A 16,084-nucleotide genomic window follows, 5' to 3' on the forward strand; every position below is an offset into this window, starting at 1 on the left:
AGATGAGATATTTTTGTTTCATCTTGAAACTTTTTGAAAAGTCCGCTGTCTAACCGAATGAGGCCTTAATAAGAAGTAAAGGATTGTTGTTCGTGTTGGAGTTATTCAGTCATTATGTATTGCATTTCGAACGTTATTTTATATTAAGCAGACAAAGCACCCTGCTGATTCAATGGTCAATTGTTGTTCTGGCGGGCTTATATCTTTTGGTGCATCATCCCAAAATAAACCGGCAGCGCACAATGTTCTTGGCGGGTGTTATATTGCGGATTGTGCTGCTGGCGGGAGTGTCTGTTGAACTTATTCACCAGGTGCAATCAACAAACTTCACCAGCGCTTACTTAAGAGAGGACGGAAAAGAACTGCTGCCGCTGCTGCATTTTTTGTTATACGGATATGTGCTGCTGACGGCTTTTCACTATATGCTGATGCCGCGTGATCATGGCGGAAAGGGTAAGTTTTATACGTTCGACCTTGCCGTTGTCAGTTTGCCGATCGTACAAATGATTTTTAGTTTCTTTTCGTATTGGAAGGAATACCCGGATGGGATGGAGCCGATTGCATTCGTGTTTCTGTTTTTCATCATCACTCTTCCCATTGCGTTGAATGTAGTGTTTTTCAAGCTGTATTGGAGAACGGATAAGATCTTACTAGGCTTATTTTATACGCTGATTATCGGACTGCTTGTCTTGCTGCTTGCGCCATATCCCAATCAAATCTCAAAAGATTATGGTGCAGTAATGCCATATACGATTTATTTGGCAATGGCGGGATTTTTGATGAGCTATCATCTGTTCCAAAAGTCAGGAAAGGTTTATGTGCGTGTGAATAAGTGGGTGACGATGGCTGTCATGGTGTTTTTTGTCCTGCTGTTAAATCCGATATATAACATAGGAACGGCTGCTTTCGCTGTATCAAAGCCAGCAAATGTCCATGATTCATTCAATTTTGTCGGGGAGCACATTTCATCAGAAAAAGCGGAACAGATACTAAAGTCATTTTTTCCTACGGATGAAACACTTTATTTGCATGATACAAACATGGATGTGCATTATTTCTACTCATTTGAAAGCAAAGGTTACAAAGCTGAGGTAGATGAAGTATCGCAGCTGATTCGTAATTATGAATACTTACAAAAAGCACATGGGAAAAAGCTAACGAATCAGGAGTACAAGCGGAAGTCCATCGCTTTCCTTGAGCGACACGGACGTGTGTTACATAAGGATCATATCGAAACAAAGGTATCAAATGAGGACGGCCAGACAGTCGTACGTATATACCTGAAAAACCAGCTTCATAAAAAAGATCATGCTGATGATGGCGCGGTATTTTATTGGGAAAAGGAAACCTTAATGGGTTTTAGTGAAGATCCATCGATTTACCAGCTTGACTCTCTTCTGCATGTTCATATAACGGAACAAGACATTCAAGACAAAGTGGAACAAATGTTTACAGCGCTGAACATCTCAAAACAGCCTTATCAGATCACTGATATTGAAAGCAATAGCCTGCTCGGAAGCATGGTGAGAGTGGAAACAAAAGGTGGAATTGTTTTGGAATTTGAGGGCGAATCAGGTTGTTTACATAGTCTTTCGCTTCCGATGAAAAAGAATATCTCAATGGCTAACAGCCGGATGCAGCATCAGATATTATCGATCTTCGATGCTCGTGGATCAGAAAAGAAGAAAAAAAGCAGTCAGGGTGACATGGTGATGTATACTGATTCTTCTAAAACATATGAGTTTTTTGAAGATCAAGGTCAGCTAAACGTTTATGTATACAGCGATACACCTGATCAGTCATTCCCTTATACGTATCGTAATGGAACATTGGCTTACGAAAAGGTAGCTTCTCTATATCAGGATGTTATTTACAAAAAGCGTATGCGTCCGATTATCGTTCAAAGAGGGGATGAACGGCATTATGCATGGCTGATCATTATTCAGCCGTTTGGTTCAAATCGCCATGATGCCTATGTAGTGGGTGGAGAAACACAAGAGGTGAAAAGTCTTTATGAATCATAAAGAAAAAGAGTCTGTTTTTGTAGACTTATACGACCTGTATAAAGAAGGAGAGCTAGAGGATGAATCAATGGAATGGATGAAACAGCATGAATCCCTATTTCAAAAGAATTCGGAAGACTTAAAGAGTAAAACTTGTTTAAAGAGAAGTCCCGGTGCTGAAGAAGAAAGCCAAATCAGATATATGAAAGTATACCTGTCTTCCATGTATATCTGTTTCATTTTATTGGCCATTTGGATGACGGTGTGGTTTTACTTTTAATGAAGCATAGGGATTCCATTGAGGACTTGTATCGGCAGTATTATCAAGAAATTTTAAATTATTTATTCAGAAGGACTCATCATCTTGAAACAGCCAAGGACTTAGCGCAGGACACGTTTGTAAAAGCTCTTAACGGTCTGGCTTCGTTTAGGGGGCATTCTTCCATCAGAACATGGCTCTACACCATTGCGCATCATACCTTTATCAATTGGTACCGAAGGGATGTCAATACCAATTTACTGAAATCAGCAAAAATGAAGGGTTAACGCAAACAACTTATGACCAGCCTGAACAGTATCTGTCACGGACGGTGAAAAGCGAAACACTGCGGCAGGAGCTCCTGAAGTTAAAAGATCAGCATCAATCCGTTTTGATTTTAAGAGAATTCCAAGAGCTTTCTTATGAAGAAATCGCTGAGATATTGGGATGGAGTCTTTCTAAGGTGAAAACCACATTGCACCGGGTTAGATTAGAGCTAAAGAAAAACATGACGAAAAGTAGAGAGGAGGAGCGGATATGACCTGCTTTCTAGTAAGAGACCTGCTTCCTCTGTATCTTGAAGGTGATTGTAAAAGAGAAACGGAACACGTTATAGAAGAGCATTTAAAAATGTGCAGCAGCTGCAGAGACATGTATGACACGATGGCTGAGCCATTTGAATTGGAAAGCGAACAGGCCGTTGAGGAGGCTTATCTGCCGGAAGAAGAACTGCGTTTTAAACAGAGGTACTATGGATTACTGATCATGAAAGCTGCCTGCTGGTTTGGAGCGGCGGTTGCCATGATGCTGATCATCAAACTGCTGATATAAAAAAAGCGCTTGTCCGATTCCGGCAAGCGCTTTTTTACATTAAGCCTGGGGATGAATCATATCGTAAATAGCGGCAAGCTGTTCTTGTGACAGGGCACTGAAGAGTTTTTCATAAACGTCAGCTTGCAGTGGCGTTGCACCTGCTTGTAGCGCTGCGTCTTTATCATAGCTGTACACATCATCTTGTAGCACAATGGCTGCTTGAAGAATGTGAATCTTGAGAGAAACAGCGGAGAAAAATTGTTCAAGTGCAAGTGCTTCTTTTTCTGTGAAGCCAAGTTCAACTGCTTTTTCTGTATCAAATTTGTAATTTCCATCCTCGAGATACACACATTGTGAAACAATGCTGAAAAATTCTGATGTCGATTCCCAGAGTGTAGCAATTACCTGAGCCTCTTCTTTTGTCATTCCTAACTCGACAGCTTTTTCGCTGTCAAAATAATATACACCGTCTTGTTCGTAAATACATTGATTTAATATATCAATGAATGTATTGAGATCTTCGTTAGTGCTCGCCTGATGCTGGAGTTGAACAGCAGTGTTATCAACCGGTGTTTTTGCGCTGGCTGCATCAGGACCGAACGTTAATAGAGCAGCTGAGGTCATTGCGGCAGTCGTTAACATAGCTTTTTTTACAAATGTTTTCTTCATGTTTCTTCTCTCCCTTTTATGAATTGTGCTACAAATTCCATTATAGGGAGTAGTTTCCGGTGAAGGAATAGGCGCTATGGTATTTTATGTGTATCGTTGCCGCACTACTTTTTGAAGGCTGCACGTGTGATCGTTAGAACGATTGTCTATGTATGAAGGCTGTTTTGCATCTTCCTGACTAAGAAACAGGGGAGATAAGGCTTAAAGAAATGAAAAACACCGCTTTCTTTGCGGTGTTTTTTGATTACAATGTCGCCGGCGGGGCAATGCTTTTAATCAAGCAAGCCTTGTTCGCGCATTTTCTTTTTTAATGTAAATCCGCCGCCCATGACAGCGCAAACAAGTACAATGCTGGCGATAATGCCTGCAGGGCTTTTTTCAGCGATAAAGACGCCGATCAGCATAATGCTGAAAACCGCTGCAAATGCAAATAATAGTAAAAGCCAATTCATTTTTTTCATAAATTCCATCCCCTTTTACGTCTTATATTAAGTTTACAGAAAAACGTGACGCTTTTAAAGAGGATGTGTGATATAATATGAAAGTTATCTAATTTTTTTAGGAGATGAAAAAGTGAAACTTCGAAATGATCTTCGCAACATCGCGATTATTGCCCACGTTGACCATGGGAAAACGACTCTAGTCGATCAGCTTTTACATCAGGCTGGTACGTTCCGTGCCAACGAACAGGTTGCTGAACGCGCAATGGACTCTAATGATCTTGAACGCGAACGCGGCATTACAATATTGGCGAAAAATACTGCGATTAACTATAAAGATACACGTATCAATATTTTGGACACCCCTGGACACGCAGACTTTGGGGGAGAAGTAGAACGGATTATGAAAATGGTTGACGGCGTAGTGCTTGTCGTTGACGCATATGAAGGCTGTATGCCTCAAACTCGTTTTGTTCTGAAAAAAGCTCTTGAGCAAAACCTGAACCCTGTAGTTGTTGTAAACAAAATTGACCGTGACTTTGCTCGTCCAGAGGAAGTTATCGATGAAGTTCTGGATCTGTTCATTGAGCTTGATGCTAATGAAGAGCAGCTCGAGTTCCCAGTGGTATATGCTTCCGCGATTAATGGAACAGCGAGTCTTGATCCGAAACAACAGGATGAAAACATGGAAGCTTTATATGAAACCATTATTAAGCATGTTCCGGCACCTGTTGATAATGCAGAGGAGCCGCTTCAATTCCAAGTTGCCCTTCTTGACTATAACGACTATGTAGGCCGTATCGGAATCGGACGCGTATTCCGCGGCACAATGAAAGTCGGACAGCAGGTTTCTCTTATGAAGCTTGACGGAACGGCAAAGTCATTCCGTGTTACAAAGATTTTTGGTTTCCAAGGCTTAAAGCGTGTGGAAATTGAAGAAGCAAAAGCGGGAGACCTCGTTGCGGTTTCCGGGATGGAAGATATCAACGTTGGTGAAACGGTATGTCCTGTAGACCATCAAGATCCGCTTCCGGTCCTTCGCATTGATGAGCCGACACTTCAAATGACATTTGTCGTGAATAACAGTCCGTTTGCAGGCCGTGAAGGCAAATATGTAACGGCCCGCAAAATCGAAGAGCGTCTTCAATCACAGCTTCAGACGGATGTGAGCTTGCGTGTTGAGCCAACAGCTTCTCCTGATGCTTGGGTTGTTTCAGGACGCGGTGAGCTGCACTTGTCAATTTTAATTGAAAATATGCGCCGTGAGGGCTATGAGCTTCAAGTGTCAAAACCTGAAGTTATTATCAAAGAAATCGACGGCGTACGCTGTGAGCCTGTTGAACGTGTGCAAATTGATGTTCCTGAAGAGCATACTGGCTCTGTCATGGAATCAATGGGTGCCCGCAAAGGCGAAATGGTTGATATGATCAACAACGGAAACGGCCAAGTCCGTCTCATCTTTACAGTTCCTTCCCGCGGATTGATCGGTTACTCTACAGAATTCCTATCATTAACACGCGGATTCGGTATTTTGAACCATACGTTTGACAGCTACCAGCCGATGCAGGCAGGCCAAGTCGGCGGACGCCGTCAAGGTGTACTTGTGTCAATGGAAAACGGAAAAGCAACATCATACGGTATTCAAGGAATTGAAGACCGCGGTGTCATCTTCGTTGAGCCGGGTACTGAAGTATACGAAGGAATGATCGTTGGAGAGCATAACCGTGACAATGACCTTGTTGTTAACGTCAGCAAAATGAAACAGCAAACAAACGTCCGTTCCGCGACAAAGGATCAGACAACTACAATTAAAAAAGCGCGCATCATGTCTCTTGAGGAGTCTCTAGAGTACTTAAACGAAGATGAATATTGTGAAGTAACACCTGAATCCATCCGTTTAAGAAAGAAGATCCTCAATAAGAACGAACGTGAAAAAGCAGCTAAAAAGAAAAAAACAGCAGGATTGTCTTAATCTCGTGCAGAATTTGAAAAGATAGAACCCGTACGTTTACAGGGGAGGGAATCTTTTTGAATGACGTAAGCGAACGTCTGTCGTTCTTCGCCGCTCTATATCAAGTAGACCGGCAGCCTGCGGCAGGCATGTGGCTGCTGTACGGCACGATTTTTGTGTTGGCCGTTATTGTATTTAAGCTTGGATTTGCTAAACGGCTTCCTGTATTAAAATCTGCAGTGGTGTATGTATTTTTGGCTTTGGGCTGCACTGTTTTGACTTTTTTAGGGGTGTTTTTGCCCGTGGCAGAAGGATTGGTCGTCGCTGCGCTGATTTTAATCATTTACAAAATCCGGCTGTATCAGTCGAAAAAAGGACAGTCTGCAAAATCATAAAAGACTCAGCTGAAAGCTGAGTCTTTTTTGTGTTCTGTATGGTTAAGCGGCCGCTTTATTTTTTGACTTTTTCTTTTTTCTGCTGTCCCGGGTGAAAAGTAAATTTTCCCGTTTTCAGCCGTTCCTCTGTTTTTTTGGCAATCCGATCGTGGCATTCCTGGCACATATATGTATGGATCGGGCGGTTTCGAAGCCGTTTCGCGATCAGGGTATCATCATCAATTGTTTCAATTTTATCGCAAATAGAACATTTGACCCTCATCATATCACCTCTTTCACTAACATGTATTATAGCACGGATCAGAAGCTGTCCAAAATAAGAAAAAGCTAAAGCGCAAGGCTATAGCTTAGTCATTGTTGTTCTTTTTCATATGATGATCAGATTGATCGTTTTGCTCCTTCTCCATTTCCTGCTGCTGTTTTCTATTTAATTGGTCATTTTGCTGCTTTGTTTGCGGTTCGTCTTCATTGTCAATCACGTCGTTAGGCACTTCGGGAAGCACTCGGCCGACAATTGCAGCTAATTCATCCAGTATGCCTGTTACCGGATGGCCCTCGCTGATTTCTCTGCTCATTTCACGAAGGCGGCTGACCGTATCGGGATCAGCAATGACCACTGCGTTTGCGCCATATCGATCATTCTTTAGCGCCTGAGCTACAGAATATTTAATGGTTTCCACTTTGCTTCTGTCCAAAGTATCATCGACATCAATCCCAACAACAGCATAGCCTCCCAGCACAACGGCTGTTGCATCCTTGACGTCGGGGTTTTTTTCAGCAACGCTGACAAGATGCTTGGCAATATCGGTTCTTGTTCCATTGTCTTTTGTTTCTTGAGTTGTGTCCTTTACGTGAATCGGTTTAGTCTCCTGCTGTCTTGTTGATTCTTTTTCAACATTCTGACCCTGTTTTCCTTGTTGATAGGCACAAGCGGACAGGATAAGTGTCAGCTGTATGATAATGAAAAGAATTCGCACTTGCGGGTTCCCTCCTTAAAATGCTTTCATTAATTTTATTGTTGAATTAACCTTCTATCTTTATGCACAAAAACATATATTTTAGCAGGCATTCACCTTTTTCATCAAAAGAGAAGCAGGAAGAACTTTGACCCTTATATCAGGAGGCTGAGACTTGAGTAAAATTTATGTGTTAGATACGAATGTGTTATTACAGGATCCTAACGCGATATTTTCTTTTGAAGAAAATGAGGTTGTCATCCCTGCTGTCGTTTTAGAAGAGGTTGATTCAAAAAAAAGGTATATGGACGAAGTTGGGAGGAATGCAAGGCACGTATCTAAGCTAATCGATGCGCTAAGACAAAAGGGCAGGCTGCATGAGCATGTACCGCTTGACACCGGCGGCACACTGAGAATTGAACTGAATCATCGTTCGTTTCACCAGCTGCAAGAGATCTTTATTGAAAAGACGAACGATAATCGCATATTAGCCGTTGCGAAAAACTTAAGCCTCGAGGAAGAAACCAAGGAAAATGGCAGGCCGGTTATCCTCGTCAGTAAGGATGTACTGGTCAGGGTTAAAGCCGACGCAATCGGACTGCTTGCTGAAGATTTCTTGAATGACCGGGTTGTGGACAATGATGAAATGTACAGCGGCTATAAAGATTTATATATCAGCCAGCAGCTGTTCAGCTCTTTTTACGGAAAAAATCAAATTTCAGTAAACGATGTGAAACAGCATGCGTTTTATCCGAATCAGTTTGCTTTAATGAAGGATGAGCTAGGAGGGTCCTCCTCGGCAGTCGGAATTGCAGACAAAACCGGAACGGTATTAAAAAGACTCGTATTTGATGATGAACATATATGGGGAATCAGGCCGAAAAATGTACAGCAGACAATGGCATTAGAGCTTTTGCTGCGGGAAGATATTCCGCTTGTCACCCTGATCGGCAAAGCGGGAACCGGCAAAACGCTCTTAGCTTTGGCGGCAGGGCTATTACAGACAGAAGACTTGGGAATATATAAAAAGCTGGTCGTCGCAAGGCCGATTGTTCCTGTTGGCAAGGACATCGGGTATTTGCCAGGCGAAAAAGAGGAAAAGCTAAAGCCTTGGATGCAGCCGATTTTTGACAACTTAGAGTTTCTGTTTAATGCGAAAAAACCAGGGGAGCTTGATGCTATTTTGGCGGGAATTGGCTCAATTCAGGTAGAGGCGCTGACTTATATCAGAGGGAGAAGCATTCCAGATCAATTTATTATCATTGATGAAGCGCAAAATTTGACCAGGCATGAGGTGAAAACGTTGCTGACGAGAGTCGGTGAGGGCAGTAAAATTGTCTTAATGGGTGACCCTGAACAAATTGATCACCCATATTTAGACAGTCTGAACAATGGTTTAGCCTATGTGGTTGAGCGGTTTAAAGGACAACCCATCTCAGGCAGCGTGAAGCTGTTAAAAGGTGAGAGATCAGGTCTCGCCCAGCTCGCAGCTGATTTGCTGTAACATTAAATGATTTCGATCTCTTTTACGTCGGTAATCGGCTGTTTGTGATGAACCGGGTCTTCAAAGTAAATATGCACGGGGCCGCCTTCTTGAATCGGCTTGCCTGCCTCACTGAAATGGACAATACTGTTCAGAGCGGTTTCCAGAGAAACGGCGGCCTTTCCCGAACTTGTGACAAATACACATTGTGTCGCAGAGCTGTTCGGCTCAGCATTTTTCAGGACAGTCCCAAGTCTCATTGCGAAACTGCCGTTCATCAGTTTTTGCTTCTCATATTGCTTTTCCGTCTTTAATGTAGGCGGCGCGATTCGCCCCTCTCTGATGACGCGTTCCGGATCAAGGTCGGATTCATCCCCGGCTGATTGTAAATATGTGTCTTGACTGTCCCCTTTGCGGTCAAACGAAAATTTGCGATCATCAAAAATCCATACGCTTGGATCAATGGTAATTGGATATGTAACATTGCCTTTTACTTGGATAACGCTCATGATATGACCCCCTTCTCTCAAAATTATAAAAGTTTTCGCATGAATTGTCACTTTGTGTACAAATTATGTGTATTGAAATGCTGAGGGAACGAGGGTGTTTGCATGGTATGCCGGCATAATGATGAGCTTGAAGCCTTAGTGAAAAAGGCGAAAAAAGTAACGGACAAGGGGGAGGTAGCCAGCTATATTCCCGCCTTGGCAAAAGCTGATAAACACGACCTGTCAGTGGCGATTTATTATTCCAATAATGTTTGTCTGTCAGCAGGTGACGTAGAAAAAACATTTACGCTTCAAAGTATATCGAAAGTCCTTTCCCTTGCTTTGGTGTTAATGGAATACGGCAAAGATAAGGTCTTCAGTTATGTTGGACAGGAGCCGACCGGTGATCCGTTTAACTCAATTATCAAGCTCGAAACGGTGAATCCGAGCAAGCCGTTAAACCCTATGATTAATGCCGGGGCATTGGTAGTGACAAGTCTGATAAGAGGAAGAACGGTGAAAGAGAGACTTGATTATTTGCTTTCTTTTATCAGAAGGCTGACAAACAACCAAGAGATTACATACTGCCGGGAAGTGGCTGAATCTGAATACAGCACTTCAATGATTAATCGGGCGATGTGTTATTATATGAAGCAGTACGGCATTTTTGAAGATGATGTAGAGGCAGTAATGGATTTATACACGAAGCAATGCGCGATTGAGATGAACAGCTTGGATTTAGCGAAAATCGGATCTGTATTTGCATTGAACGGCAGACATCCAGAGACTGGGGAGCAAGTCATCTCAAAAGACGTCGCTAGAATTTGCAAAACATTTATGGTGACGTGCGGAATGTATAATGCAAGCGGGGAATTCGCAATTAAGGTCGGAATTCCTGCGAAAAGCGGCGTATCCGGCGGGATTATGGGCATTTCGCCTTACGATTTCGGGATCGGCATATTCGGCCCCGCATTAGACGAAAAAGGGAACAGCATTGCAGGTGTAAAGCTTTTGGAAATAATGTCTGAGATGTACAGGCTGAGTATTTTTTAATTTATGTCATATGCTTAAATCCTCTTGCATTTTCTGTTGATACCCTTTATGATAAATAGAAGAATTAGGTACTCGCCTGGGGAACGGAGGGATACTTTTGGCTTCAGAGATGATAGTTGACCATCGGCAAAAAGCTTTTGAACTCTTAAAAGTGGACGCTGAGAAGATTTTGAAGCTGATCCGAGTACAAATGGATAACTTAACGATGCCTCAATGTCCTCTATATGAAGAGGTTTTAGATACTCAAATGTTCGGGCTTTCGAGGGAAATCGATTTTGCTGTCCGCCTGGGATTGGTTGATGAAAAAGACGGTAAAGACCTTTTATACACATTGGAACGCGAATTGTCTGCTTTACATGACGCGTTTACAGCTAAATAAATGATAAAACTCAAACTTATTAACAGTTTGGGTTTTTTTATAACCGCTATTTTTCTCTCATCTCATAAAAGACGGTCTTTTTTTACACATTCCTTCCGAATCGTATAGAGATTCTTCGTCTCGTTTGATAAATTGTAGTAAAATAAAAAAGATAAATACATAAAAACCATAGATAATGGAAGTTAGAAGCAGGGAAGAGGATGTTATGTTAAAAAAAATGCTAAAATCTTATGATTACTCACTGATATTCGCAATCGTTTTATTATGCGGATTCGGTTTAGTGATGGTATACAGCTCAAGCATGATTACGGCTGTCTCCCGGTATGGAGTAAGCAGTAATTTTTTCTTCATGCGGCAGCTGTTTGCTTTAATTGCGGGTGGCGCTCTATTTATTCTCATGGCGTTGTTTCCTTATAAAGCACTGGCCCATCAAAGGTTTCAGAAGGGGATACTGCTTGTATCTGTTCTTGCGCTTATCTCACTGTTTGTATTCGGACATGTTGCCGGAAACGCGCAAAGCTGGTTTAAAATCGGCGGAATGAGTATTCAGCCGGGGGAGTTTGTGAAACTGGTCGTGATTTTATACCTTGCAGCCGTATATGCCAAAAAACAAAGCTATATTGACCATCTATTAACAGGTGTGGCTCCTCCCGTAGTCATGACGCTTGTGATTTGCGGGTTAATTGCCATGCAGCCTGATTTCGGTACAGCCATGATTATAGGGCTGATTGCGACGTGCATGATATTGTGCTCCGGCTTCAGCGGAAAGACGCTGGTGAGGCTGCTTTTGCTCGGCGGAATTGTTTTCATTTTAGTCAGCCCGATTATCTATTTGAATCAGGACAAAATTTTAACTGAAGGCCGTTTAGCGCGTTTTGAGAGTCTTGAAGACCCATTTAAGTATGCAAATTCATCAGGTTTGCAAGTGATCAATTCTTATTATGCGATCAGCTCAGGCGGCATTTTCGGCCTGGGGCTCGGTGAAAGTATCCAAAAATACGGATATCTGCCTGAATCACACACTGACTTTATTATGGCTGTCATTGCTGAAGAGCTCGGCATTTTTGGGGTATTGTTTGTGATTTTCTTATTGGGTTTTGTCGTCATAAAAGGTTTTTATATTGCCAGAAAATGCGAGGACCCGTTTGGAAGTCTTCTGGCGATCGGCATTTCAAGCATGATTGCCATCCAGTCGTTTATTAACCTTGGCGGTGTCAGCGGATTAATTCCGATTACAGGGGTTACGCTGCCATTTATCAGTTACGGGGGCTCTTCTTTGGTGCTGCTGCTGGGGAGTATGGGGATATTAGCGAATATCAGCATGTTTGTGAAATATTCAGAGAATAAGAAAAAGAAAGAGCCCTTGGCTCCGAAGGGAATGAAAAAGAAACAGCTCAAAAAAACTGTTTATCAGTAAAAAACAAGTGTGTACAGGGGAAGGATATTCCGCTATGATAGATTATATTCCATTCGGGTAAGGGGGAGAAAAGTTTGTCTCAGCAATCGATACAAAAAGTATTAGTAGCAAACAGGGGAGAAATTGCAATCCGAATATTCCGGGCGTGTACCGAGTTGAATATTCGTACAGTTGCGGTCTATTCAAAAGAAGATTCCGGTTCCTACCATCGGTACAAAGCGGATGAAGCATACTTGGTCGGTGAAGGGAAAAAACCGATTGATGCTTACCTGGATATTGAAGGTATCATTGATATTGCGAAAAGAAACAAAGTCGATGCAATTCATCCGGGATACGGTTTCTTATCTGAAAATATTCATTTTGCGAGACGATGTGAAGAAGAAGGCATCGTATTCATAGGGCCAAAATCCGAGCATCTCGATATGTTTGGTGACAAGGTAAAAGCGCGTGAGCAGGCAGAAAAAGCGGGAATCCCCGTGATTCCGGGAAGCGACGGTCCTGCCGAAACGCTTGAAGCCGTCGAACAATTTGGACAAGCTAACGGTTATCCGATCATCATTAAAGCCTCGCTTGGCGGAGGCGGCCGCGGTATGCGGATTGTCAGATCTGAAAGTGAAGTCAAAGAAGCATATGAGCGTGCTAAATCAGAGGCGAAAGCAGCCTTTGGCAATGATGAAGTTTATGTAGAAAAATTAATTGAGAATCCGAAACATATTGAGGTTCAGGTCATTGGAGACAAGCAGGGAAATGTCGTCCATCTTTTTGAGAGGGATTGTTCCGTTCAAAGACGCCATCAAAAGGTCATTGAAGTGGCGCCGAGTGTCTCGCTGTCACCTGAATTAAGGGATCAAATTTGTGAGGCGGCAGTTGCGCTTGCTAAAAATGTAAACTATATAAATGCGGGGACGGTCGAATTCCTTGTTGCAAACAACGAGTTCTACTTTATTGAAGTAAATCCTCGCGTACAAGTTGAACACACGATAACAGAAATGATTACTGGTGTCGATATTGTTCAAACTCAGATCCTTGTTGCCCAAGGGCATAGCCTTCACAGCAAAAAAGTAAATATTCCTGAGCAAAAGGACATTTTTACAATCGGCTATGCCATTCAGTCACGGGTTACGACTGAGGATCCGCAAAATGACTTCATGCCTGATACAGGAAAAATCATGGCTTACCGCTCAGGCGGCGGTTTTGGTGTCCGTCTTGATACCGGAAACAGCTTCCAGGGCGCCGTGATCACACCATACTATGATTCACTTCTCGTTAAGCTTTCAACTTGGGCTTTAACGTTTGAACAGGCAGCTGCCAAAATGGTACGAAACCTTCAGGAGTTTAGAATCAGAGGCATAAAAACGAACATTCCGTTCCTTGAGAACGTTGCAAAACATGAGAAGTTCCTGACAGGGCAATATGATACGTCTTTCATTGATACAACGCCTGAATTATTTAAATTCCCTAAACAAAAAGACCGCGGAACGAAAATGCTCACTTACATCGGCAATGTGACAGTGAACGGCTTCCCTGGAATCGGGAAAAAAGAAAAACCGGCGTTTGACAAACCGTTAAGCGTAAAGGTAGACGTTGATCAGCAGCCTGCCAGAGGAACAAAGCAAATTCTTGATGAAAAAGGTGCAGAAGGGCTTGCAAATTGGGTTAAGGAGCAGAAATCTGTCCTTTTAACTGATACGACATTCAGAGATGCCCACCAATCGTTATTGGCAACTAGAATCAGATCGCATGATTTGAAAAAAATCGCAAATCCGACGGCTGCGTTATGGCCTGAACTATTCAGTATGGAAATGTGGGGAGGCGCGACCTTCGATGTAGCCTACCGATTCCTGAAAGAAGATCCGTGGAAGCGTTTGGAAGATCTTCGCAAAGAAGTGCCGAATACCTTATTCCAGATGTTGCTTCGCTCATCAAATGCGGTCGGCTATACGAATTATCCGGACAATGTGATTAAAGAATTTGTGAAGCAATCAGCTCAATCCGGTATTGATGTGTTTCGTATTTTCGACAGCTTAAACTGGGTAAAAGGGATGACGTTAGCCATTGATGCTGTTAGGGATACCGGCAAAGTGGCAGAAGCTGCGATTTGTTATACGGGAGATATCCTTGACAAGAACCGGACGAAGTACGACCTTGCATATTATACATCGATGGCGAAGGAGCTTGAGGCGGCCGGAGCCCATATTCTCGGGATTAAAGATATGGCAGGGCTGTTAAAACCGCAGGCTGCATATGAGCTCGTTTCTGCGTTGAAAGAAACGATCGACATTCCGGTTCACCTTCATACGCATGATACGAGCGGAAACGGTATTTATATGTATGCGAAAGCTGTTGAAGCCGGCGTTGATATCATAGACGTGGCGGTCAGCTCAATGGCGGGATTAACGTCACAGCCTAGCGCGAGCGGATTTTATCATGCGATGGAAGGCAACGACCGCCGTCCGGAAATGAATGTCCAAGGCGTTGAATTGCTGTCCCAATATTGGGAGTCGGTGCGTAAATATTATAGTGAATTTGAAAGCGGAATGAAGTCTCCGCATACTGAAATTTATGAACACGAAATGCCAGGGGGCCAATACAGCAACCTGCAGCAGCAAGCCAAGGGAGTAGGCCTTGGCGACCGCTGGAACGAAGTCAAGGAAATGTACAGACGCGTGAACGATATGTTCGGTGACATCGTCAAGGTAACGCCTTCCTCAAAAGTTGTCGGAGATATGGCACTTTACATGGTGCAAAACAATCTGACTGAAAAAGACGTTTACGAAAAAGGTGAATCTTTAGATTTCCCTGATTCTGTCGTGGAGCTTTTCAAAGGAAATATCGGCCAGCCTCATGGCGGATTCCCGGAAAAACTGCAAAAGCTGATCTTAAAAGGACAGGAGCCGATTACAGTCAGACCGGGCGAACTGCTTGAGCCGGTGTCATTTGAAGCGATCAAACAGGAATTTAAAGAGCAGCATAACTTGGAAATTTCAGATCAGGATGCTGTGGCGTATGCCCTTTATCCTAAAGTCTTCACTGATTATGTGAAAACGACAGAAAGCTATGGAGACATCTCGGTATTAGATACACCGACATTCTTCTACGGTATGACATTAGGTGAAGAGATAGAAGTTGAAATTGAGCGCGGCAAAACGCTGATCGTTAAGCTGATTTCAATCGGTGAGCCTCAGCCTGATGCCACCCGCGTCGTTTATTTCGAACTCAACGGGCAGCCGCGTGAAGTAGTCATTAAAGATGAAAGCATTAAGTCTTCCGTTCAGGAAAGGCTGAAAGCAGACCGGACAAATCCAAGCCACATCGCAGCTTCTATGCCTGGAACAGTTATTAAGGTATTGGCTGAAGCAGGCACAAAAGTCAATAAAGGTGATCATTTGATGATTAATGAAGCGATGAAAATGGAAACAACGGTTCAGGCGCCTTTCTCAGGAACAATCAAGCAGGTTCATGTGAAAAATGGTGAGCCGATCCAAACGGGAGATCTGCTTCTCGAAATTGAAAAAGCATAAAAAAAACAAGAGTGTATATCAATGATATACACTCTTGTTTTTTTATAGAAAATGTGGAGTGAAACAGATGGTTAGAAGAGATATAAGGGGACTTCAGAGATTATAGAGTACTGTCACAAGCCCAAAATAAAAAGAGGTATACCACCAATTTTTTAGATGCTTTGTAGTAGTCCATGCATATTTCTTTAAGCACTATCTGATTTTCCAATGGCCAAAAGGCTTTAATACTTATGTTCGCGGACTATAGATGCATATGA

General features: G+C 42.7%; 15 protein-coding genes and 1 pseudogene. 11 read left to right on the forward strand and 5 right to left on the reverse strand.

The genetic code is table 11. The features are described from left to right. The first annotated feature begins 83 nt into the window (after positions 1 to 83). From MKX71_RS07965 to sigQ, 4 genes and pseudogenes are all read left to right on the forward strand, one after another. Positions 84 to 2,024 carry a hypothetical protein gene (locus MKX71_RS07965; protein ID WP_339231938.1) on the forward strand — a complete coding sequence of 647 codons (1,941 nt, stop codon included), beginning with the start codon at positions 84 to 86 and terminating at the stop codon, positions 2,022 to 2,024. Next, positions 2,014 to 2,283, forward strand: coding sequence for a hypothetical protein (locus MKX71_RS07970; protein WP_339231940.1), 270 nt, complete (start codon positions 2,014 to 2,016; stop codon positions 2,281 to 2,283). The genes MKX71_RS07965 and MKX71_RS07970 overlap by 11 nt, the downstream gene beginning before the upstream one ends. Continuing rightward, a pseudogene (gene ylaC / locus MKX71_RS07975) lies at positions 2,283 to 2,803 on the forward strand (RNA polymerase sigma factor YlaC). The gene MKX71_RS07970 and the pseudogene ylaC overlap by 1 nt, the downstream one beginning before the upstream one ends. After that, on the forward strand, positions 2,800 to 3,093 hold the full coding sequence (gene sigQ / locus MKX71_RS07980) for an anti-SigP sigma factor SigQ (RefSeq protein ID WP_003232283.1): 294 nt from the start codon (positions 2,800 to 2,802) through the stop codon (positions 3,091 to 3,093). Before ylaC ends, sigQ begins: the two are co-directional and overlap by 4 nt. A 39-nt stretch (positions 3,094 to 3,132) precedes the next feature. Here the strand turns inward: sigQ and MKX71_RS07985 are convergent, their stop codons facing one another. Next, positions 3,133 to 3,744, reverse strand: coding sequence for a hypothetical protein (locus tag MKX71_RS07985; protein ID WP_003232282.1), 612 nt, complete (start codon positions 3,742 to 3,744; stop codon positions 3,133 to 3,135). 272 nt (positions 3,745 to 4,016) lie between these two features. Beyond that, positions 4,017 to 4,205, reverse strand: coding sequence for a YlaF family protein (locus MKX71_RS07990; RefSeq protein WP_003245500.1), 189 nt, complete (start codon positions 4,203 to 4,205; stop codon positions 4,017 to 4,019). Between the two features lie 112 nt (positions 4,206 to 4,317). Here MKX71_RS07990 and typA point away from each other — a divergent pair, with 112 nt between their 5' ends. Then, complete coding sequence (typA, locus tag MKX71_RS07995; RefSeq protein WP_003232278.1) at positions 4,318 to 6,156, forward strand: translational GTPase TypA; 1,839 nt, start codon at positions 4,318 to 4,320, stop codon at positions 6,154 to 6,156. A gap of 56 nt (positions 6,157 to 6,212) precedes the next feature. Continuing rightward, positions 6,213 to 6,530, forward strand: a complete 318-nt coding sequence (locus tag MKX71_RS08000; RefSeq protein ID WP_003232274.1) for a YlaH-like family protein — start codon at positions 6,213 to 6,215, stop codon at positions 6,528 to 6,530. A gap of 55 nt (positions 6,531 to 6,585) precedes the next feature. Here the strand turns inward: MKX71_RS08000 and MKX71_RS08005 are convergent, their stop codons facing one another. Beyond that, complete coding sequence (locus tag MKX71_RS08005) at positions 6,586 to 6,795, reverse strand: YlaI family protein (protein WP_003232271.1); 210 nt, start codon at positions 6,793 to 6,795, stop codon at positions 6,586 to 6,588. Between the two features lie 82 nt (positions 6,796 to 6,877). After that, positions 6,878 to 7,507 (reverse strand): YhcN/YlaJ family sporulation lipoprotein, encoded by a 630-nt coding sequence (locus tag MKX71_RS08010; protein ID WP_003232269.1) that lies wholly within the window; start codon positions 7,505 to 7,507, stop codon positions 6,878 to 6,880. A 154-nt stretch (positions 7,508 to 7,661) separates the two neighbouring features. Here MKX71_RS08010 and MKX71_RS08015 point away from each other — a divergent pair, with 154 nt between their 5' ends. Beyond that, positions 7,662 to 8,990 carry a PhoH family protein gene (locus MKX71_RS08015; protein ID WP_003245272.1) on the forward strand — a complete coding sequence of 443 codons (1,329 nt, stop codon included), beginning with the start codon at positions 7,662 to 7,664 and terminating at the stop codon, positions 8,988 to 8,990. Between the two features lie 2 nt (positions 8,991 to 8,992). Here MKX71_RS08015 and MKX71_RS08020 read toward each other — a convergent pair whose 3' ends face one another. Then, a complete protein-coding gene (locus MKX71_RS08020) occupies positions 8,993 to 9,478 on the reverse strand; it encodes a hypothetical protein (protein ID WP_003245279.1) in 486 nt (161 codons plus the stop codon). 102 nt (positions 9,479 to 9,580) lie between these two features. Here MKX71_RS08020 and glsA point away from each other — a divergent pair, with 102 nt between their 5' ends. The 4 genes from glsA to pyc all read left to right on the forward strand — a co-directional run bounded on the left by glsA (position 9,581) and on the right by pyc (position 15,827). Beyond that, complete coding sequence (gene glsA, locus MKX71_RS08025) at positions 9,581 to 10,510, forward strand: glutaminase A (protein ID WP_003232263.1); 930 nt, start codon at positions 9,581 to 9,583, stop codon at positions 10,508 to 10,510. A 97-nt stretch (positions 10,511 to 10,607) separates the two neighbouring features. Beyond that, positions 10,608 to 10,889 carry a YlaN family protein gene (locus tag MKX71_RS08030; RefSeq protein WP_003245286.1) on the forward strand — a complete coding sequence of 94 codons (282 nt, stop codon included), beginning with the start codon at positions 10,608 to 10,610 and terminating at the stop codon, positions 10,887 to 10,889. 205 nt (positions 10,890 to 11,094) lie between these two features. Continuing rightward, a complete protein-coding gene (gene ftsW / locus MKX71_RS08035; RefSeq protein ID WP_015252159.1) occupies positions 11,095 to 12,306 on the forward strand; it encodes a cell division protein FtsW in 1,212 nt (403 codons plus the stop codon). 74 nt (positions 12,307 to 12,380) lie between these two features. Further along, the gene (gene pyc / locus MKX71_RS08040; RefSeq protein WP_029726522.1) at positions 12,381 to 15,827 is read left to right on the forward strand and encodes a pyruvate carboxylase; all 3,447 of its coding nucleotides are present in this window, start codon (positions 12,381 to 12,383) and stop codon (positions 15,825 to 15,827) included. Positions 15,828 to 16,084 lie beyond the last annotated feature (257 nt).

This window comes from Bacillus sp. FSL M8-0071 (assembly GCF_037975455.1).
GTDB lineage: Bacteria > Bacillota > Bacilli > Bacillales > Bacillaceae > Bacillus > Bacillus subtilis.

Coding starts and splice junctions, on each gene's coding strand:
- MKX71_RS07985 (WP_003232282.1), bottom strand. CDS start 3,744: ATGAAGAAAACATTTGTAAAAAAAGCTATGTTAACGACTGCCGCAATG.
- MKX71_RS08020 (WP_003245279.1), bottom strand. CDS start 9,478: ATGAGCGTTATCCAAGTAAAAGGCAATGTTACATATCCAATTACCATT.
- MKX71_RS08005 (WP_003232271.1), bottom strand. CDS start 6,795: ATGATGAGGGTCAAATGTTCTATTTGCGATAAAATTGAAACAATTGAT.
- sigQ (WP_003232283.1), top strand. CDS start 2,800: ATGACCTGCTTTCTAGTAAGAGACCTGCTTCCTCTGTATCTTGAAGGT.
- ftsW (WP_015252159.1), top strand. CDS start 11,095: ATGTTAAAAAAAATGCTAAAATCTTATGATTACTCACTGATATTCGCA.
- MKX71_RS07970 (WP_339231940.1), top strand. CDS start 2,014: ATGAATCATAAAGAAAAAGAGTCTGTTTTTGTAGACTTATACGACCTG.
- glsA (WP_003232263.1), top strand. CDS start 9,581: ATGGTATGCCGGCATAATGATGAGCTTGAAGCCTTAGTGAAAAAGGCG.
- MKX71_RS07990 (WP_003245500.1), bottom strand. CDS start 4,205: ATGAAAAAAATGAATTGGCTTTTACTATTATTTGCATTTGCAGCGGTT.